Raw genomic sequence first — 18,849 nt, forward strand, 5'->3', positions numbered from 1 at the left:
CTATAAGGCGGCTAAGTGTTGGGTGAGGCTTTTCTGCTCGGCGGCGGTGCAGCGTTTAGAATCGAGCAGGAATTTGATGATGGTTTTCACAAGGGTTTTATCAGCCGACGTATAGTATTTTGCATTTACCTGTTTGATTATTTCCTCGCGGTCGGCCACCAGGTTTTTGGTATAGCCCAAAAACTTAGGCACATTATGCTCGATAGAAAAGCGCATAAAGCGGATCTCTATATTATGGGGATCGGTAGCCACGGCGGTTTTAAAGGTCTTTTCCGAATCGTTGAGGTATTTGATCTTGTAGTAGGGGTTCCAGGCGTGCTTGGCCTTCAGGGCTTCTAGCGTACCCATGTAAGCGTTGATCAGTGCCGGGCGATCTTTTATAGCGCCCAAGCTGTTATAAAGCGAATCGGTAGTTTTTTTGCTTTCGAGAGCACTGAGCAGTTGCTTGCGGATCACGCGGAGGTCCGGCGCACTGCCGTCGTCCTTGGCAACCGAAGTAAAAGACATAATGACACCCGCCAGCATTGTTAAAAGCAGGTATTTGAATTCAGAATATTTTAGTACGGTAAGCATCGGCAAATTATATCACGTTCATTTTCTGGTGCAGGCGGGCCTTTAAATACAGGCTCAGCTTGCGCGAATTGGATACCCTGATCCTTTTCTGCATAATAACACCCGCAGGCGTTCGGCGAATCTTCTTAAACAGCTCCAGGTAGTATACGTACGCCACATACACACCCAAACGTGCGGCTTGTGGCAGTAGTTTTATACCCGCCAGCGCATCGTCGAAATCTTTTTTAATATCAGTTTCTATAATGCTTTTATCGTGCGCGGTAAAGTTTGCAAAATCAACACCCGGAAAATAAGTACGGCCGCGTTCTTCATAGTCGGCTTTGATATCCCGCAGGAAGTTTATCTTTTGAAAGGCGGAGCCCAGGCTGCGTGCTTTGGAAATAAGCTGATTATACAGCATACCGTCGTTGGCGCAAAAAACGCGCAGGCACATCAGGCCCACTACCTCCGCCGAGCCGTAGATGTACACTTTGTAGCCGCCTTCATCGTATTGGGTTTTATCCAGGTCCATTTTCATGGAAGTGAGGAAGGCATCTATCAATTCCCGTTCGATACCGTATTGGTTTACCACCTGCTGAAACGATTGCAGCACCGGGTTGGTACTGATACCGCGTTCGATGGCCTTAAAAGTTTCCTCGCGGAAATCGGTTATCAATTGACGCTGGTCGTGCCCGTAAAAGGTGTCTACTATCTCATCGGCATAGCGCACAAAGCCGTAAATGGCGTAAACGGGATAGCGCAAACGTTTTTCGAAAGCTTTTATACCCAGGCTAAACGAGGTGCTATACTTTTCGGTGATCAGTTTACTGCATTCAAAGCACGTTTCGTCAAACAAATTCATTTATAATTGTTGTTACCCCAAATGTACAAAACCGGCGCCGTATTGTTTTTGCGTTGCAGTAATGTTTACATTTGATTTCGGATGAAAAACAAGCAAATTATTATCATAGGGGCAGGTTTCGCGGGTTTGGCCTCGGCATGCGTGCTGGCGAAGGAAGGCTACCGCGTTACCGTTTTAGAAAAGAACGACCAGCCCGGCGGCCGTGCCCGCATTTGGGAAAAGGATGGTTTTAAGTTTGATATGGGCCCAAGCTGGTATTGGATGCCCGATGTTTTCGAGAATCTCTTCGCCCTTTTCGACAAAAAACCGAACGATTTTTACGACCTGAAACGCCTCGACCCCGGTTACCGGGTTTATTATGGCAAGGATGATATAATGGATGTCCCGGCGGATATGGGCGAGTTGGAAGCACTTTTCGAAAGCATCGAGCCCGGCAGCAGCAAGGGGCTTAAATTATTTATGGAACAGGCTGCCTACAAATACAAAGTAGGCATGGGCGAATATGTTTTCCGCCCCTCGCACTCCATTACCGAGTTTATCGACTTTAACCTCATCCGCAAAAGTATCAGTATGCAATTGCTTACCAGTATGAGCAGCCATGTGCGCAAGTATTTCAAAAATCCCAAACTCATTAAACTGCTGGAGTTCCCGGTATTGTTTTTAGGTGCGCGGCCAAAAGATACCCCTGCCATGTACAGCATGATGAACTACGCCGACCTTGCCCTCGGCACCTGGTACCCCATGGGCGGCATGAACGAAATTGTAAAGGCAATGGTCAACATCGCCGAAAGCTATGGTGTGGAGATCAAGCTGAATACGGAAGTAACCAAGATTGAGGTTGCCGATAAACAGGTGAGCAATATCCAAACTACGCAAGGCGATTTCAAAGCCGATTTTGTAATAACCGGTGCTGATTACGAGCACGCCGACCAGCATCTTTTAGAAAAACCCCATAGAAACTACACAGAGAAGTACTGGGATAGCCGTACCATGTCGCCATCCAGTTTGTTATTCTACATCGGTACCAATAAAAAGATCCCCGGCATACAGCACCATAACCTTTTTTTTGACGAAGACTTTGAACAGCACGCCAAAGAGATCTACACCGACCCGCAATGGCCAAGCAAGCCATTATTTTACGTTTGCTGTACCTCCAAAACCGACCCCGATGCTGCTCCGGACGGATGCGAAAATATCTTTTTCCTGATGCCCCTTGCACCGGGGTTGGAAGACAGCGAAGTGCTTCGCGAACAGTATTTCGATATAATGGTGGACAGGTTTGAACAGGTAACCGGCCAGCCCCTCCGCGATGCCATTGTTTTAAAGCGTAGCTACGCGATGGAAGATTTCAAAACCGACTACCACTCCTTTAAAGGGAATGCATATGGGCTGGCCAATACCTTAGCACAAACCGCATTTTTTAAACCGGCTATGCGGGCAAAGCATATCAATAATATGCTGTACACCGGGCAGCTAACCGTTCCCGGCCCTGGCGTGCCGCCTGCATTGATATCCGGCCAGATAGCGGCGAAGGAGGCGATGAATATGATGGGGGAGGCGAAGTAAGGTTAACCACGTCATGCTGAGATTTTTTCAGCACCCCATCATAAAAGTAACCACTATGCTAAGGCGCCTTGCAAGCTGACTACCTGCCGTGTGGGGTGCCGAAATAAATTCGGCATGACGTTAGGGGCACAAAAAAAGACGCGAAGTATCGCGTCTCTACAAAAAACTTATCGCCAAATACTTACACCAAATACTCAAACAGCGTAGCATCCTTGTTAATTTCGATCACTTCAAATCGGTGCTCGTCCATACGGGCCAGCAGCGAAGGGTAATCGCCGGCATTTTTTAGTTCGATACCAACCAGGGCAGGGCCGTTCTCTTTGGAGTTTTTCTTGATGAACTCAAAGCGGGTAATATCATCGCCGGGACCCAATACGTTGGTTACAAACAGCTTTAAAGCACCCGGGCGTTGCGGAAAACGCACAATGAAATAGTGTTTTAAACCTTCGTACAGCAGCGATTTCTCTTTGATCTCCTGCATGCGTTCAATGTCGTTATTACCACCACTAATAACGCAAACTACCGTTTTGCCTTTTATCTGGTCCTTAACAGCATCCAGCGCGGTTACCGATAAAGCGCCGGCAGGTTCTACCACGATGGCGTCCTCGTTATACAACTTGAGGATAGTGGTGCAAACTTTACCCTCGGGTACAGTGAGCATATCATCCAGCACATCCCGGCAAAGCAGGAAAGTTTTTTCGCCAACGCGTTTTACGGCGGCACCGTCTACAAAGCGGTCGATGGTTTTTAAGGTAACGGGCTCGCCTTTTTCAATGGCCGTCCACATGGATGGGGCGCCTTCCGGCTCTACACCGATCAATAATATGTCGGGGTTTTGCTGCCTCAGGTAAGTACCCGCGCCGGCTGCCAAGCCGCCACCGCCAACCGGCATAATTACGGCGTCAACTTCGGGGAGGTCTTCGAAGATCTCTACACCAACAGTTCCCTGGCCTTCAATAATTTGTTCATTATCAAAAGGTGGGATGAACGTCATGCCATGAGCCTCGGTATATATCAGGGCCTCACGCAGGCAATCGTCGAAGGTATCGCCTACCAAAACCAGCTCCACGTTGCCGTTGCCAAACATTTCTGTCTGTTTTACTTTTTGCTTGGGGGTGATCTCCGGCATAAAAATTACGCCTTTGGTGCCCAGTTTTTTGCAGGAGAAAGCAACACCTTGCGCATGGTTACCGGCGCTGGCGCAAACTACGCCGCGGCTCAGCTGCTCGGTATTCAGCCTGCTGATCATGTTATAAGCGCCCCTTAATTTGTAAGAGCGAACGATCTGCAGGTCTTCGCGTTTTAAATATATCTCGCATTCGTATTTTTCCGACAGGCGGGCGTTGTGTTCTAAAGGCGTGTGCCTTACTACACCTTTTAACCGCTCGTATGCCGCTTCAAAATCCAAATGATTTTCCGTTATTGTGTCCATTGTTCTTAGTTCTTTACCAGCTTATAAGCCATCAGTTGCTGCAGGTCATCATCATTGATGTCCAGCTTTACATCTGCCAGCGTTAAAAAGCGTTTATATGCGTCGTAAAGCTCGTCTTTATCCAGCTTATGGCCAAGCCTTTCCAGGTGGAATTTAAGGGCGTGGCGGCCACTACGTGCTGTTAAAACAATACTTGCGCTCGGGAAGCCCACATCTTCGGGGCGAATGATCTCGTAATTTTCGCGCATTTTTAAAAAGCCATCCTGGTGAATGCCCGAGCTATGCGCGAAGGCGTTGCCGCCAACGATAGCCTTATTGGGCTGTACCGGCATGCGCATCTGACTGCTGATCATGCGGCTCATTTCGTAAAAATTGCGGCTGTTGATATTGGTATGTAAACCAAGTGTGGCATGCGTTTTCAGGATCATCACCACTTCTTCTATAGCGGTGTTACCCGCGCGTTCGCCGATGCCGTTAATGGTACCTTCTATCTGGCGGGCACCGTTCTGCAAACCGGCGATGGAATTGGCTGTGGCCAAACCCAGATCGTTATGGCAATGCACCGAGATGATAGCCTTATCGATATTCTTAACATTTTCCTTCAGGTATTTGATCTTGGCACCGTATTGATCCGGCAGGCAATAGCCGTTGGTATCGGGGATGTTCACCACGGTAGCACCGGCAGCAATAACGGCCTCAACCATTTGGGCAAGGTATACCACATCGGCACGGCCGGCATCCTCGGCATAGAACTCAATATCCTCAACAGATTTTTTGGCGTATTTAACGGCTTCTACAGCACGCTCCAAAATTTCCTCACGGGTGCTGTTGAATTTATGCTTGATGTGCATGTCCGAAGAGCCAATACCTGTATGAATGCGCGGTCGCTTGGCGTATTTAAGCGATTCTACCGCTACATCAATATCCATTTTGTTGGCACGTGTAAGGGCGCAAACGGTTGGCTCTTTTACAGCTTTAGAAATTTCTACAACGCTCATAAAATCGCCCGGGCTCGATACCGGGAAACCTGCTTCAATAATATCCACGCCCAGTATTTCCAGTTCGCGGGCTATATCAATTTTCTCGGGGGTTGTAAGCTGGCAGCCCGGTACCTGCTCGCCATCGCGAAGCGTGGTATCAAAAACATAAACGCGGTTGGGATCGTGTAACATAGTTCTTTGTTTTAGTAATCTTTTGGGGACTTTAGTATCAGGTAGTTAGTATTAAGACGTTGTGTTTTTTGTCTTGCTGCTTGATACTAACTACTCTTTTATAGCTATAAATCTTAATCTTTTATAATCGGCATACCATTGGCCGTTTTCGTTGTAATGCGGCTCCAATAGCGCGGTTATTTCTTTTAGCAATTCTTGTTTTTCGCTCTGCGGGATGCCTAATAGATAGAGCGGGGCAAACATGGTGATCCATTTAGCTACGCCTTCATCGCCATCCTGTAGTGGTGTTTTACGGTCGAAATGCGATGCGAAGGCTACGCGGAAACCTTGTGCCTCTAACCGACTGGTGTAATCGCCCAATGATGGGAAATACCAAACTTCGGTTTCGGCCTGGCGGGTGTAACCATGCTTGCGCAATACCTGGCGGGTGGCCGCTATCAGTTGCTGCACATTACCCTTGCCACCCATTTCGGCCACAAAGCGGCCGCCGGGTTTAAGCGAATCGTAAACGCATTTAATGGCCGCATCGGCGTTTTTTATCCAGTGCAGCGTAGCGTTGGAGAACACCGCGTCAAATTTCTCATCGAAATGAAAATCGGTACCGTCCTTCACAAAAAACTCCACTTCCGGGTAGGTGGCCTTTGCTTTGGCTATCATATCTGCCGAGGCATCTATACCTGTAACTTTTGCGCCCTTTTGCTGGATCTGGCTGGTCAAATAGCCGGTACCGCAGCCCAAGTCGAGTATGCGCTCATTAGGTTGGATCCCCAATAATTCCAACACGTTCTCTCCGTATTGAAATACGAAGGCGTGTTTATCGTCGTATAATTCAGCGTTCCATTTCATTGTTGGTTCATTTGTTCAATGGTTCATTAGTTCATTGGTGCGGGTGTCTGGTATGCTTTTTACGATGTAAATTCCAACAACTGTTAAAAATGCCAGATTGCCTGCAAGAAACACACCCGCTTCCCTGGAAATATATGTTGCAATCGTAACTATCAGGCTAAAGTAAAGTGCTATTACCATCATCAGCCGGTTGTGCGATTTTGTAATAGCTAAGATACCTAATACCTGGGGTATCAGTATCAGTAGTATAAGTAAACCCTGCTCGTTGCCACGTGTAACAAGTTGCCATATCAATGCGCCTTCAAGTACCCCGAAAAATCCACCTGAATGCCCCTCGCCTGCAACGCAGAAAGGGAACAGCAGAAGGATGAGGATCTTAAGCAGCGTCATCCTATGGGTATCAATTGATATATTCCAACACCTTTTGTCCCATTAATTTTGTGCCTAATATTTTGCTTTTGTCGGTATTGGCATCGGCAATGTCGCCGGTGCGGTAACCGTCTTTTAATGTTTTGTCGATGGCGTCGGTAACGGCTTTTGCTTCATCTTTCAGGCCGAAGCTGATCTCCAGCATCAGTGCTACCGATAGGATAGAGGCCAGCGGATTGGCTTTGTCCTGCCCGGCAATATCATGTGCCGAACCGTGGATAGGCTCGAAAAAGCCTGTGCCATCACCTATAGAAGCCGATGCCAGCATGCCCATAGAGCCCGCAATTTGCGAGGCCTCGTCGGTAAGGATATCGCCGAACAGGTTGGCGGTTAATACCACATCAAACTTTTTAGGGTTTTTTACCAGTTGCATGGCTGCATTATCAATAAACATGTGCTCAGTTTCTACCTCAGGGTATTGTTTGGCAATATCCTGTACCACTTCGCGCCACAGGCGTGAAGCTTCCAAAACGTTGGCCTTATCTACCGAACAAAGTTTTTTACCACGTACCATAGCTGCTTCGTAAGCTTTTATAGCGATACGCTCTACCTCATAACGGCTGTAGATCATCAGATCCGACGCGGTGTTGCGGTCTTCGCTGCGTTTTTTCTCACCGAAGTAAACGTCGCCGGTTAGCTCGCGGAAGAAAAGGATATCTGTTCCTTTCAGGATCTCCGGTTTCAGGCTCGATGCATCCAGCAGCTCATCAAAAAGCATGATAGGGCGCAGGTTGGCATAAAGGCCTAATTCCTTGCGGATCTTTAACAAACCCTGCTCCGGACGTACTTTTGCGGATGGATCGTTATCGTATTTGATATGGCCAATAGCGCCAAACAGGATAGCATCGCTGGCCTTTGCTTTCTCCAGGGTTTCATCGGGCAGCGGGTTGCCGGTAGCCTCAATACCCGCGTGGCCCATCAGGGCCTCGTCGAAAGTAAATTCATGACCGAATTTCTCGGCAATTTTCTCTAAAACAGCTTTTCCCCAGGTGGTAACCTCAGGGCCGATGCCATCACCGGGTATTACTAATATGTGTTTTTTGATGCTCATATCTATCTTCTATCCGTCATTTATCTCTACACGTCATTGCGAGGAACGAAGCAATCCTCGGCAGGCAGGTCGGACTTGCTTAGGGTCTCTACTTGCCGAGTGTTGCCGCGCTTCGCTCGCAATGACGCGTTTTTTATATTTTATTTACCCCGCGTACTTCTTTTAGTTTCATCACCATCAGTTCCGCGTCTGTTTCAATCCAGCTATTGTATTCTTCAATGGCCAGCAGCCGGTCTTCATTGCTGATGTAGCCTTCATCTACCATCTGTGTCATCTGCGCTACCGACGACCAAATACCCACCTTGTGCGCAAAATTGGCATCGCCTTTTTTGTAAACTTCGTTCGCTTCCAGCACTTCTACATCGATTAAACCTGCTTCAGAAAAATATTCCGGCAGGTCTTCTGCGATGTGGTTATTCATGCCTGCATCACCCCGCCACCGTAAAAAGGTAGCGTAGAACTTACGCATACTCGCGGGCGGTTCGGGTTGCCATTCCAATGCCTCGTGGTTATAATCCAAAATGGATAAAATGCCACTCGGTTTTAACACCGACTTTAGTTTTACTACAGCTTCCTGCGGCGTACTTAACCATTGTAGGGTACGTGCCGATGTTACGAGGTCGAACTTTTCCGCCGGTTCGTAATCAAATAAACTGGTATGAATCAGCTCCAGGTTTTCGATCTCGGCATAGGTTTCTTTACCGCTTTCGATAAAGTACGCCGTGTTGTCAATGCCGGTTACATGGCCCGCTGAACCAACTGCCAAAGCAATGCCTTTAGAGATAGCGCCTGTACCGCAGCCTACATCCAGCACTTTCCAGCCCGGTTGCAGCAGGGGAGGCAGGGTAGCATAATCCACTTCCAAACTACGCTCATCGAATAGTTTAGCGGTGCCTTTGCCTTCGCGTTTTATCTCTTTTTGTTGGTTCATTAGTTCACTGGTTCATTTGTTCATTGGTGCTCTCAGATACCTTTCGCGGGGCTATTTTACTCACCCCGAATACGCTTCGCTGTTCGACCCTCTCTATCTGCGATAAAGAGGGTACGGATAACCTCTTTTAAACCCTCTTTGCGGAGCAGAGAGGGTCGACGCCCGCGCATGCGGGCCGTCGGGGTGAGTCAACTCACCGAGCGGACTGCCACTAACTATCTTGCTTCCTCAAATTCCGTTATTAACTCTTTTTTGCTGAGGATGTAGTCGATATCATCGTAACCGTTGGTCATGCAGGCTTTTTTGTAAGGATTTACCTCAAAACTCTCCTGCTCGCCTGTAGCTACTATTTTGATGAACTGGTCTACCAGGTCTATCTCGATTACCGCGTGCGGATCTGCAAAAACGGCAGCAAATAATTTCGCCAGGAAATCATCGCTTACCTGTACCGGCAATAAGCCATTATTTAGCGCATTACCTTTAAAGATATCGGCAAAAAAGCTGCTTACTACGGCATCAAAGCCATAATCGGCAATGGCCCAGGCGGCATGCTCGCGACTACTGCCGCAACCAAAGTTTTTGCCAGCAACAAGGATCTTGCCACTGTAGATGGGCTCATTTAATACGAAATCCGTTTTAGGGTTGCCCTCGTTATCGTAGCGCCAATCGCGGAACAGGTTGTTGCCAAATCCCTCGCGGGTAGTGGCCTTTAAAAACCTTGCAGGTATAATCTGGTCCGTATCAATGTTCTCGATAGGCAGCGGCACTACGCTGGTTTGTATGTGTTTGAATATTTTGGTACTCATACTAATTCCTCCTCTTTTAAGAATGAGCGGATATCCGTCACCACACCTGTTATTGCACTCGCCGCAGCCGTCAACGGGCTTGCCAAAAATGTGCGGGAGTTTGGCCCCTGCCTGCCTTCGAAGTTGCGGTTGGAGGTAGATACGCAGTATTTACCTGCGGGGATCTTGTCCTCGTTCATGCCCAGGCACGCGCTGCAACCCGGTTCGCGCAGCGGGAAACCTGCTGCATCAAATATTTTGTCCAAGCCTTCGCGGATGGCTTGTTCCTGTACTTGTTTAGAGCCGGGCACTACCCATACGGTAACGTTATCGGCCTTGTGTTTGCCTTTTACAAATTCGGCTACCTGGCGCAGGTCTTCTATGCGCGAGTTGGTGCAGCTGCCGATGAATACGTAATCGATAGGTTTGCCTAACAATTGTTCATCATCGTGCAGCCCCATGTAATCAAGGGCTTTTTTGTACGAACCCTGTTGTTTCTGCTCAAACGAAGCAGTTTCGGGTACGTGCTGTGTAACGCCAATGCCCATCCCCGGATTAGTTCCGTAGGTGATCATCGGCTCAATATCTTCGGCTTTAAAGCTCAATACACTGTCGAAATCTGCATCTTCATCAGAATACAAAGTTTGCCAGTAAGCAACAGCCTCGTCCCACGCTTCGCCTTTTGGGGCAAATTCGCGGCCTTTTACATAATTAATGGTGGTTTCGTCGGGTGCAATCAAACCGCAACGGGCACCCATTTCGATGCTCATGTTGCAGATGGTCATGCGGCCTTCCATGCTTAAACTGCGGATGGTATCGCCGGCATATTCTACCGCGTAGCCTGTACCGCCTGCCGCAGAAATTTGTGCGATGATGTACAGGATGATATCTTTAGCGCCAACGCCGTTTTGCAGCTTGCCGTTCACTTCTATCTTCATCCTTTTTGGGCGTTGCTGAAGCAAGCACTGGGTAGCCATAACCTGCTCTACCTGCGAGGTGCCAATACCGAAAGCAATAGCGCCAAATGCACCGTGCGTAGAGGTGTGGCTGTCGCCGCAAACATAGGTGCCACCAGGACGGGTGATGCCCAGTTCGGGACCTATAACATGTACGATACCCTGGAAGGGATGCCCTAAACCGTAAAGTTCGATGCCGAACTCTGCACAGTTTTTGGTGAGCATATCAACCTGGTAGCGGGAAAGTTCTTCTTTAATGGGGAGGTGCTGGTCCCAGGTGGGGACGTTGTGGTCGGCCGTGGCAACGGTTTGTTTTGGCCTGAAAACCGGTAAGCCTCTTGCGCGCAAACCATCAAATGCCTGCGGACTGGTTACCTCGTGTATGAAATGTGTATCGATGTATAAAATATCCGGGAAACCCTCGTTGCTACTGACGACGTGCGCATCCCAAATCTTGTCGAATAATGTCTGTCCCATTGTGATTCTTATATTAATAAACTACGTCATTGCGAGGAACGAAGCAATCTCCCGATTTGCATATCGGTTATGCATAGCTTAGAGATTATTGATACGTTAATTTTTGTTTTAAGGTATCAATGAGCTCCCTTCGGTCGGTTGTCTTCGTTCCTCGCAATGACGAGGTGGTAATTTTTTAGCTTTCGCCTTTTACCTTTCGGCTTTCGCCTTTTTATTATGCTTCTACAGCCTGGTTCTCGGGGCGTAAACTGCGTACAGTTTTGCCTGCCTGCCATAATTCGCTTTCGCGTAATTCTGCCAATTCGGCATCCAATTTTTCGCGGTAATCGTCTTTACTGTTGCTGTCGATTGATTTTTGTGATTCAACACCGGTTGCAACGCTTTTGTAAAGATCTTCAAATACCGGTTTGGTAGCATCACGGAATTTCTTCCACCAATCTAATGCGCCGCGTTGTGCAGTGGTTGAGCAATTGGCGTACATCCAGTCCATACCGTTTTCTGCAACTAATGGCATTAACGATTGGGTTAACTCTTCTACAGTTTCGTTGAAAGATTCTGAAGGTGAGTGGCCGTTAGCACGCAATACTTCGTACTGCGCAGCAAAAATACCCTGGATACAGCCCATCAGCGTACCGCGCTCGCCGGTTAAATCGCTGAATACTTCTTTACGGAAGTCGGTTTCGAACAGGTAACCGCTACCAACAGCAATACCTAAAGCGATAACGCGCTCAAAAGCCCTGCCTGTAGCATCCTGGAAGATAGCGTAGCTTGAGTTTAAGCCACGGCCCTGTAAGAACATGCGGCGTAATGAAGTACCCGAACCTTTAGGAGCAACTAAAAATACATCCACATCAGCAGGAGGGATGATGCCGGTTTGCTCGTTAAAAGTGATACCGAAACCATGAGAAAAGTATAATGCTTTGCCCGGGGTTAAGTGTTTTTTAACAGTTGGCCATAAAGCTATCTGTGCTGCATCGCTTAATAAATAGCAAATAACGGTTCCTCTTTCAAGGGCTTCTTCAATTTCAAAAAGGGTTTCGCCGGGTACAAAGCCATCAGCGATAGCTTTATCCCATGTTTTTGAATTTTTACGCTGGCCAACAATTACGTTGATGCCGTTGTCTTTTTGATTGAGCGCCTGGCCCGGACCTTGAACACCGTAGCCAATTACTGCTACAACTTCGTCTTTTAATACGTCCTGAGCTTTTGATAAAGGGAACTCTTCGCGGGTTACTACATTTTCTTCACTACCGCCGAAATTTAGTTTTGCCATTGTTTTATTGTTTGTGATTACACCGATGTTGTTTAATGATTACACCGATTGATTTTTTATTGTGATTTATAACTGATTACTATTTTCTGGATTTCACCGATTGAGGATGATTTCACCGATTCGTTCTCCTGCTCCCCCTTCAGGGGGCTGGGAGGCTTTACATCGTAAAAACCTTCTGCCCCTTGTTCAGATATTCGTTTTCCATAACGTCTTCGCCTGGTTCAAGCCTTTCAAATTCGCGGAGCTTGCTGTTGAAGCCGTCGCTTTTTTTGATGATGGCCACGCGTGCACTGCGTACAAACTCTATCAAACCGTAAGGCTGAAGAATTTTGATGAGGTTATCGGTTTCCTCGCGGTGGCCGGTTGTTTCAAACACAGTATAATCCTTACGGATAACAACCGCGCGGGCACCATTCTCGCGCAGCAAACGCTCTACGCTAACTTTTTCGGCAATAACATCGGTGCTCATTTTATAAAGCGCCATTTCCTGCCAAACCACGTCCTCGTTGGTATGGTAGTATACTTTAAGCACTTCTACCTGTTTCTCTATCTGACGGGTAAGCTTGCGCACCACATCTTCAGATTCGGTAATCACAATGTTGAAACGGTGGATGCTTTCTATCTCCGACGGAGAAGTGTTCAGGCTATCGATATTGATCTTACGGCGGGTAAATATAATGGCAATACGGTTTAATAAACCTATCTGGTTCTCCGTGTAAACCGTTATGTTAAATTCCTGCTTTTCGTTATCTATGGTTTCCATGTTGTGTCTTGTTTTTAAGTCCTCTCCTTTGGAGAGGCTGGGCTCTTTCTTATTTTAATCTGATCTCGCTAACGCTGCATCCTTGCGGCACCATCGGGAACACGTTGTTCTCTTTGGTTACCATTACTTCTAAAAGGAATGCGCCTTTGTGGCTCATCATTTCGTTCAGCGCAGGGATTAAATCGTCGCGTTCCGATATTGATTTACCATCGATGCCATAACCTTTTGCCACCATCACAAAATCGGGGCTTTGGATATCTACGAAAGAGTAGCGGCGCGAGTTGAACAGTTCCTGCCACTGGCGCACCATGCCCAGGAAGCGGTTGTTGAGGATGATGATCTTTACATCAACTTTGCTTTGCATAATGGTACCCAGTTCCTGCAAGGTCATCTGGAAACCACCATCGCCGATGATAGCGACTACATCACGCTCCTGCGCGCCAAATTTAGCGCCTATAGCAGCCGGGAGGGCAAAGCCCATGGTACCCAAGCCACCGCTGGTAACGTTGCTGCGGGTTTTGTTCAGCTTGGCGTAACGGCAGGCTACCATCTGGTGCTGGCCTACATCGGTAACAATAACGGCATCGCCTTTGGTAATCTCGTTCAGTTGTTTGATCACCTCGCCCATGGTCATTTCGCCACTTTCGGGGTTTAATTCTTTATGAATTACCGCTTCAACTTCTTTGGCGGTGTATTCGTTAAAGGTGTTCAACCAATCGGTATGTTGTTTTTCTTCAATTAAAGCGGTAAGCAGGGGCAGGGTTTCTTTACAGTCGCCCCATACCGGTACGGTTGATTTTACGTTCTTGTCGATCTCCGCAGGGTCGATATCCAGGTGGACAACCTTCGCCTGTTTAGCATATTTATCCAGACGGCCAGTTACACGGTCATCGAAACGCATACCTATGGCAATAAGTACGTCGCAATCGTTGGTTAATACGTTTGGCCCGTAATTACCGTGCATACCCAGCATACCCACGTTTTGCGGATGGTCTGTTGGGATAGCGCCTGCGCCAAGTACCGTCCAGGCTGCGGGGATACCGCTTTTCTCTACAAAAGCTTTAAATTCCTGTTCGGCACTACCCAATATTACACCTTGCCCCCAAATGATGAACGGCTTTTTGGCGCTGTTGATCAGCTCGGCTGCCTCTTGTATATACTGGTGGCGAACGATAGGTTTTGGCCTGTAGCTGCGGATATGGTTACATTTTACATAACCTTCGTAGCTGAACTTTTGGATCTGCGCGTTCTTGGTGATATCTATTAAAACCGGACCCGGGCGGCCGCTTTTGGCAATGTAAAATGCCTTGGCAATAACTTCGGGGATCTCGGTAGCGTCGGTTACCTGGTAGTTCCATTTGGTAACCGGGGTGGTGATGTTTATTACATCTGTTTCCTGGAAAGCATCGGTACCCAAAAGGTGCGCAAAAACCTGCCCGGTGATACAAACCAATGGTGTGCTGTCTATTTGGGCATCGGCCAGGCCTGTAACTAAGTTGGTGGCACCGGGGCCGCTGGTAGCGAATACCACACCAACCTTACCTGATGTACGTGCGTAACCCTGACCGGCATGGATACCGCCCTGTTCGTGGCGAACCAGGATATGGTTTAGCTTATCGTTATAATCGTAAAGGGCATCATAAATTGGCATGATAGCGCCGCCGGGGTAACCAAAAATGGTTTCCACACCTTCCACGATCAAAGCCTCTAATAAAGCTACCGACCCTGAAACTTCTACGGCTTGTGATTTCACCGATTCTGCTGTGATTTCACCGATTTCCTGTGTGATTGTTTGTACTTCCATTGTTATATTGATTACACCGGTGTTATTTACCAGCTTTATTATTCTCTTGTCTTTACTCTTTTTGTCTTTAATCTCTTACGGCATTTCATCCGTTACGCAACCCTCTGCTGCCGATGTCACTGTTTTTGCATAGCGGTATAGTAAACCTTTGGTTACCTTAAGTGCCGGTTGTTGCCAGGCTGCCTTGCGGGCGGCCATTTCTTCGTCCGACAAGATCACATTGATTTTATTGGTCGTAGCATCGATGATGATCTTGTCTTCGTCTTTAATGAGGCCGATTGCACCACCGTCAAAAGCTTCAGGTGTGATGTGGCCTACTACAAAACCATGTGTACCACCGCTAAAGCGGCCATCGGTAATTAACGCTACCGAACTACCCAAACCTGCGCCAAAAATGGCCGAGGTTGGTTTCAGCATCTCGGGCATACCCGGTGCACCTTTTGGGCCCACATTGCGGATAACCACCACATCGCCTTTTTGTACACGACCGCTTTGGATGCCTGCTATCAGTTCAAACTCACCATCAAACACGCGGGCAGGGCCTTCAAAATGAGTGCCTTCTTTACCGCTGATCTTGGCTACGCTGCCACCTTCGGCAATGTTTCCGTATAATATCTGTAAGTGGCCGGTAGCCTTTATCGGGTTCTCTGCCGGGAAGATGATCTTTTGGGTATCGAAGCTCATCTCAGGTACCGATTCTAAGTTCTCAGCTATGGTTTTGCCGGTAACGGTAAGGCAATGGCCATGCAGCCAGCCTTGCGACAAGCAATATTTCATTACTGCAGGCACACCGCCAACATTGTGGAGGTCTTCCATCATGTATTTACCGCTTGGCTTCATATCGGCCAGTACCGGGATGCGGTCGCTTATGGTTTGGAAATCATCCTGCGTTACTTTTACGCCTACGCTTTTGGCCATTGCAATCAGGTGCAATACCGCGTTGGTGCTGCCGCCTAATACCATAATTACCACAATGGCATTCTCGAATGCTTCGCGGGTCATGATGTCTGATGGCTTGATGTCCTTTTCTAATAAGATCTTGATGGCCGCGCCTGCTGCAAGGCACTCGGCTTTTTTATCTTCGCTTAGGGCGGGGTTTGATGACGAGTAAGGCAAACTCATCCCCAATGCCTCGATGGCTGCAGCCATAGTATTGGCCGTGTACACACCGCCACAGGCACCAGCACTCGGGCAGGCGTTTTTTATCACACCCAAAAAATCCTCGGGTGTAATAGTTCCGGCCATTTTTTTACCGAGGGCCTCAAATGCCGATACAATGTTCAGGTCCTCACCCTTCCAGTGGCCGGGTTTGATGGTACCACCGTATACCATAATAGATGGGCGGTTTAAACGGCCCATAGCCATAATAGAGCCCGGCATGTTTTTATCGCAGCCTGGCAGTGTTATTAAGCCATCATAATATTGTGCGCCGGTAACAGCCTCTATAGAATCGGCAATAATATCGCGGCTCACTAAGGAGTAGCGCATCCCTTCGGTACCGTTGCTCATGCCATCGCTTACGCCAATGGTGTGGAATATCAAACCCACCATATCCTCGTTCCATACGCCTTGTTTAACCAGTTTGGCCAAATCGTTCAGGTGCATGTTGCAGGTATTGCCATCGTAACCCATACTTGCCACGCCAACTTGTGCTTTACGCATATCATCGTCGGTTAAGCCGATCCCGTAAAGCATGGCCTGTGCGGCCGGCTGTGTTGGGTCCTGCGTAAAGGTTTTGCTATACTTGTTTAATTCTATAGCCGCTGTAGTATCTGATGATGAACTCATTTTTTATATTTTACGATCAACGTAAACGCTAAATTTGTTGATAGATGATTAGGTTGCAATCTGTTTCTGTAAGTTAGATATAGCAATCGCGAATAACAACAGATTGAAAAAATATTTTAAAAAAGTATATTGTACTTTATAAATAAAATTAACGGAATTAAAATTTGTTAAATATATAAAATAAAGAATATAATTTTTAACACCTTATACCAAAGTTTAAAACGGTATTTGGTATGTATTTTATGCATGCATAACAAGTTGCCGAAATTCTGCCTGAAATGGTGCCCGGCGGGAAAAAAATTGGCCGTTTGTTCGCGTTCGCGATGGAGCGCGAACAGCCCGAACAAGCCCGAACAAAGCAAGAATTCCAGGGTACCACTTTTTTAAGATGCTACCCGCTGCACTGAACGCATAAGTTTGGGTTTTTAATTTGCTATCCCTAAAAAAATCGGCATATTTAAACACTCGTAAATTCAACATGAAAAAATACCTAACCTTATCCCTGCTGTTTATCGGCATAAGTAGTTACGCCCAAAAGGTAAAGCTGCGGCTCAATCTTCAAAAAGACAGTACGTACTATCTTACCACCAACGCCAATATCAGTATCGACCAAACCATTAGCGGCACCCACCAGGTAATGACCACCGTGATTACCGCGAAGGTGGCCCATAAGGTAACCGCGATAACTGATACTTTGTATACCCTGGAAACCACTTATGTAAATATGGCCATGCATATGGATATGATGGATAAGACGATTGATTTTAGCAGCAGCTTGGATAGACAAGACATTATTTCCAAGCTGTTAGGGTCGATGCTGAACAGGCCGTTTACTATTACGATGAGTACACGCGGCAGAGTTGTAGCGGTAAAGGGTACCGACAGCCTTTACGTACACATGTTTGATAACTTACCCCCGATACCCGAGGAGCAAAAGAATCAGCTAAAGGCCCAGCTTCAGCAATCGTTCGGTGAAAAATCGATCAAGGCTAACCTGCAGGATTCGTTTGTGATATTGCCAAAAGATGAGATCGGCGTTAACGGTTTATGGACAACGAATAATTTAATGGAAGCAGCAGCCATAGTTGCTAATACAAAGATCAACTATAGTTTGAAAGCCATAACCGACGACGCGTATTTAATCGAAGGCACCGGCACAGTATTATCTGAGAAGACACTGCCGGCCTACAGGGTAGCTAACGGGATACAGATGCGTATGACCGCCGTATCCGGCGAACTTACCACCAAAGTAAAACTCAACAAAACCACCGGCTGGATCAGCGAGAACAAACAAACCCGCGCCCTTAAAGCTACCGTGCAAATAAAAGATACTCCAAAAACACCAGGAGGGATGACCTACCCAATGAGCATCATTGCCGACATGACGGCAACGGGGAAATAAAAAATCTTGTAATACAAAAGAGGTCCGAACATTTGTGCGGACTTCTTTTGTATTTGCTTGTGATGCTTCTTGAATCTGCTTTATTATCAATAGCACATTTAAAAATCTCGTTGCCTTCTGATTATTTGAATAGCTTAGTCCCGGGTATAGGATTTGGTTTTGCCAGTTAAATGCAACTCTTCCTCCTGCCTAAGATGTCGAGTTGTTCGTCAGACAATAAAAAGGCTTCTCCCTCATCAATATCTCTTTCCAATAATATAAAGATGGCTTTTACTTTGTTTTCTTCCGCACCAGCCAAACAACTCATTAGTTTTTGCCGCATGGTTAATGTTGTCATTCTTGTTATCCCTTTAAAAAATCTACCCTTTTTTAATATAGCACAAAAGTCATCCCACAAAAAAAGGCCCGAACGTCAGTCCGGGCCTTTTCAATATCAGTACAAAAAAACGATTACTTGTGGGTAATGCCTTCTGCCAGTACGGTTACTTTGTTGTTTAAAGCTTCTACCACACCGCCTTTAATAAAAAAGATATCTTCTTTACCGCCATCCCTTACGGTTAGCTTGCCATCATTCAGGGTAGAGATAATGGGCGCGTGGTTGTTCAGGATCTCTAAAAACCCTAAAGTACCGGGCAGGGTTACCGAGGTAGCCTCGCCTTCGAAAACTTTTTTATCAGGAGTAAGAATTTCTAATGTCATGCTGTTGTGAATAGTGAGTGGTGAATGATGAGTAGTAAGCTTAGTCACTCACTATTCACCA

18 protein-coding genes are annotated in these 18,849 nt (G+C 47.1%); 2 read left to right on the forward strand and 16 right to left on the reverse strand.

Annotated features, from left to right (window positions below; all coding sequences use genetic code 11):
- The gene (locus tag IDJ77_RS08905) at positions 1–573 is read right to left on the reverse strand and encodes a hypothetical protein (RefSeq protein WP_191188598.1); all 573 of its coding nucleotides are present in this window, start codon (positions 571–573) and stop codon (positions 1–3) included.
- A 7-nt stretch (positions 574–580) separates the two neighbouring features.
- Positions 581–1,414, reverse strand: coding sequence for a phytoene/squalene synthase family protein (locus IDJ77_RS08910; RefSeq protein ID WP_191188599.1), 834 nt, complete (start codon positions 1,412–1,414; stop codon positions 581–583).
- 81 nt (positions 1,415–1,495) lie between these two features.
- Between IDJ77_RS08910 and IDJ77_RS08915 the strand changes: the two genes are divergently transcribed.
- The gene (locus IDJ77_RS08915; RefSeq protein WP_191188600.1) at positions 1,496–2,980 is read left to right on the forward strand and encodes a phytoene desaturase family protein; all 1,485 of its coding nucleotides are present in this window, start codon (positions 1,496–1,498) and stop codon (positions 2,978–2,980) included.
- Positions 2,981–3,161: 181 nt separating this feature from the next.
- On the opposite strand, the gene ilvA is transcribed toward IDJ77_RS08915, so the two are convergent.
- The 12 genes from ilvA to ilvD form a co-directional block, all read right to left on the reverse strand.
- Positions 3,162–4,412 (reverse strand): threonine ammonia-lyase IlvA, encoded by a 1,251-nt coding sequence (gene ilvA / locus IDJ77_RS08920; protein WP_191188601.1) that lies wholly within the window; start codon positions 4,410–4,412, stop codon positions 3,162–3,164.
- A gap of 5 nt (positions 4,413–4,417) precedes the next feature.
- The gene (locus IDJ77_RS08925) at positions 4,418–5,584 is read right to left on the reverse strand and encodes a 2-isopropylmalate synthase (RefSeq protein WP_191188602.1); all 1,167 of its coding nucleotides are present in this window, start codon (positions 5,582–5,584) and stop codon (positions 4,418–4,420) included.
- A 90-nt stretch (positions 5,585–5,674) separates the two neighbouring features.
- Positions 5,675–6,430 (reverse strand): class I SAM-dependent methyltransferase, encoded by a 756-nt coding sequence (locus IDJ77_RS08930; protein ID WP_191188603.1) that lies wholly within the window; start codon positions 6,428–6,430, stop codon positions 5,675–5,677.
- Between the two features lie 15 nt (positions 6,431–6,445).
- Positions 6,446–6,820, reverse strand: a complete 375-nt coding sequence (locus tag IDJ77_RS08935) for a hypothetical protein (protein WP_191188604.1) — start codon at positions 6,818–6,820, stop codon at positions 6,446–6,448.
- A gap of 10 nt (positions 6,821–6,830) precedes the next feature.
- On the reverse strand, positions 6,831–7,904 hold the full coding sequence (leuB, locus tag IDJ77_RS08940; protein WP_191188910.1) for a 3-isopropylmalate dehydrogenase: 1,074 nt from the start codon (positions 7,902–7,904) through the stop codon (positions 6,831–6,833).
- Positions 7,905–8,043: 139 nt separating this feature from the next.
- Positions 8,044–8,841: a methyltransferase domain-containing protein gene (locus IDJ77_RS08945; RefSeq protein WP_191188605.1), complete on the reverse strand. Its 798-nt coding sequence runs from the start codon at positions 8,839–8,841 to the stop codon at positions 8,044–8,046.
- 215 nt (positions 8,842–9,056) lie between these two features.
- On the reverse strand, positions 9,057–9,647 hold the full coding sequence (gene leuD, locus IDJ77_RS08950) for a 3-isopropylmalate dehydratase small subunit (protein ID WP_191188606.1): 591 nt from the start codon (positions 9,645–9,647) through the stop codon (positions 9,057–9,059).
- The gene (leuC, locus tag IDJ77_RS08955) at positions 9,644–11,059 is read right to left on the reverse strand and encodes a 3-isopropylmalate dehydratase large subunit (protein WP_191188607.1); all 1,416 of its coding nucleotides are present in this window, start codon (positions 11,057–11,059) and stop codon (positions 9,644–9,646) included. The genes leuD and leuC overlap by 4 nt, the downstream gene beginning before the upstream one ends.
- A 214-nt stretch (positions 11,060–11,273) precedes the next feature.
- Positions 11,274–12,332, reverse strand: a complete 1,059-nt coding sequence (gene ilvC, locus IDJ77_RS08960) for a ketol-acid reductoisomerase (protein WP_191188608.1) — start codon at positions 12,330–12,332, stop codon at positions 11,274–11,276.
- Positions 12,333–12,489: 157 nt separating this feature from the next.
- The gene (ilvN, locus tag IDJ77_RS08965) at positions 12,490–13,095 is read right to left on the reverse strand and encodes an acetolactate synthase small subunit (RefSeq protein WP_191188609.1); all 606 of its coding nucleotides are present in this window, start codon (positions 13,093–13,095) and stop codon (positions 12,490–12,492) included.
- 49 nt (positions 13,096–13,144) lie between these two features.
- Positions 13,145–14,899, reverse strand: coding sequence for a biosynthetic-type acetolactate synthase large subunit (ilvB, locus tag IDJ77_RS08970; protein ID WP_224751024.1), 1,755 nt, complete (start codon positions 14,897–14,899; stop codon positions 13,145–13,147).
- Between the two features lie 75 nt (positions 14,900–14,974).
- Positions 14,975–16,687: a dihydroxy-acid dehydratase gene (gene ilvD, locus IDJ77_RS08975; protein WP_191188610.1), complete on the reverse strand. Its 1,713-nt coding sequence runs from the start codon at positions 16,685–16,687 to the stop codon at positions 14,975–14,977.
- A 478-nt stretch (positions 16,688–17,165) separates the two neighbouring features.
- On the opposite strand from ilvD, the gene IDJ77_RS08980 reads away from it, so the two are divergent.
- Positions 17,166–18,089 (forward strand): DUF6263 family protein, encoded by a 924-nt coding sequence (locus IDJ77_RS08980; RefSeq protein ID WP_191188611.1) that lies wholly within the window; start codon positions 17,166–17,168, stop codon positions 18,087–18,089.
- Between the two features lie 166 nt (positions 18,090–18,255).
- Here IDJ77_RS08980 and IDJ77_RS08985 read toward each other — a convergent pair whose 3' ends face one another.
- Both IDJ77_RS08985 and atpC read right to left on the reverse strand, forming a co-directional pair.
- Entirely contained in the window at positions 18,256–18,426 is a 171-nt protein-coding gene (locus IDJ77_RS08985; protein ID WP_191188612.1) for a hypothetical protein, read from the reverse strand.
- Between the two features lie 113 nt (positions 18,427–18,539).
- The gene (gene atpC / locus IDJ77_RS08990; protein WP_128531870.1) at positions 18,540–18,788 is read right to left on the reverse strand and encodes an ATP synthase F1 subunit epsilon; all 249 of its coding nucleotides are present in this window, start codon (positions 18,786–18,788) and stop codon (positions 18,540–18,542) included.
- Between the last annotated feature and the right edge of the window lie 61 nt (positions 18,789–18,849).

Source organism: Mucilaginibacter pankratovii, assembly GCF_014773265.1.
Lineage (GTDB): Bacteria > Bacteroidota > Bacteroidia > Sphingobacteriales > Sphingobacteriaceae > Mucilaginibacter > Mucilaginibacter pankratovii.

Bases quoted from the DNA above. Each gene is read 5' to 3' on its own strand.
- IDJ77_RS08905 (WP_191188598.1), bottom strand. From the start codon at position 573: ATGCTTACCGTACTAAAATATTCTGAATTCAAATACCTGCTTTTAACA.
- IDJ77_RS08910 (WP_191188599.1), bottom strand. From the start codon at position 1,414: ATGAATTTGTTTGACGAAACGTGCTTTGAATGCAGTAAACTGATCACC.
- IDJ77_RS08915 (WP_191188600.1), top strand. From the start codon at position 1,496: ATGAAAAACAAGCAAATTATTATCATAGGGGCAGGTTTCGCGGGTTTG.
- ilvA (WP_191188601.1), bottom strand. From the start codon at position 4,412: ATGGACACAATAACGGAAAATCATTTGGATTTTGAAGCGGCATACGAG.
- IDJ77_RS08925 (WP_191188602.1), bottom strand. From the start codon at position 5,584: ATGTTACACGATCCCAACCGCGTTTATGTTTTTGATACCACGCTTCGC.
- IDJ77_RS08930 (WP_191188603.1), bottom strand. From the start codon at position 6,430: ATGAAATGGAACGCTGAATTATACGACGATAAACACGCCTTCGTATTT.
- IDJ77_RS08935 (WP_191188604.1), bottom strand. From the start codon at position 6,820: ATGACGCTGCTTAAGATCCTCATCCTTCTGCTGTTCCCTTTCTGCGTT.
- IDJ77_RS08945 (WP_191188605.1), bottom strand. From the start codon at position 8,841: ATGAACCAACAAAAAGAGATAAAACGCGAAGGCAAAGGCACCGCTAAA.
- leuD (WP_191188606.1), bottom strand. From the start codon at position 9,647: ATGAGTACCAAAATATTCAAACACATACAAACCAGCGTAGTGCCGCTG.
- leuC (WP_191188607.1), bottom strand. From the start codon at position 11,059: ATGGGACAGACATTATTCGACAAGATTTGGGATGCGCACGTCGTCAGT.
- ilvC (WP_191188608.1), bottom strand. From the start codon at position 12,332: ATGGCAAAACTAAATTTCGGCGGTAGTGAAGAAAATGTAGTAACCCGC.
- ilvN (WP_191188609.1), bottom strand. From the start codon at position 13,095: ATGGAAACCATAGATAACGAAAAGCAGGAATTTAACATAACGGTTTAC.
- ilvB (WP_224751024.1), bottom strand. From the start codon at position 14,899: ATGGAAGTACAAACAATCACACAGGAAATCGGTGAAATCACAGCAGAA.
- ilvD (WP_191188610.1), bottom strand. From the start codon at position 16,687: ATGAGTTCATCATCAGATACTACAGCGGCTATAGAATTAAACAAGTAT.
- IDJ77_RS08980 (WP_191188611.1), top strand. From the start codon at position 17,166: ATGAAAAAATACCTAACCTTATCCCTGCTGTTTATCGGCATAAGTAGT.
- IDJ77_RS08985 (WP_191188612.1), bottom strand. From the start codon at position 18,426: ATGACAACATTAACCATGCGGCAAAAACTAATGAGTTGTTTGGCTGGT.
- atpC (WP_128531870.1), bottom strand. From the start codon at position 18,788: ATGACATTAGAAATTCTTACTCCTGATAAAAAAGTTTTCGAAGGCGAG.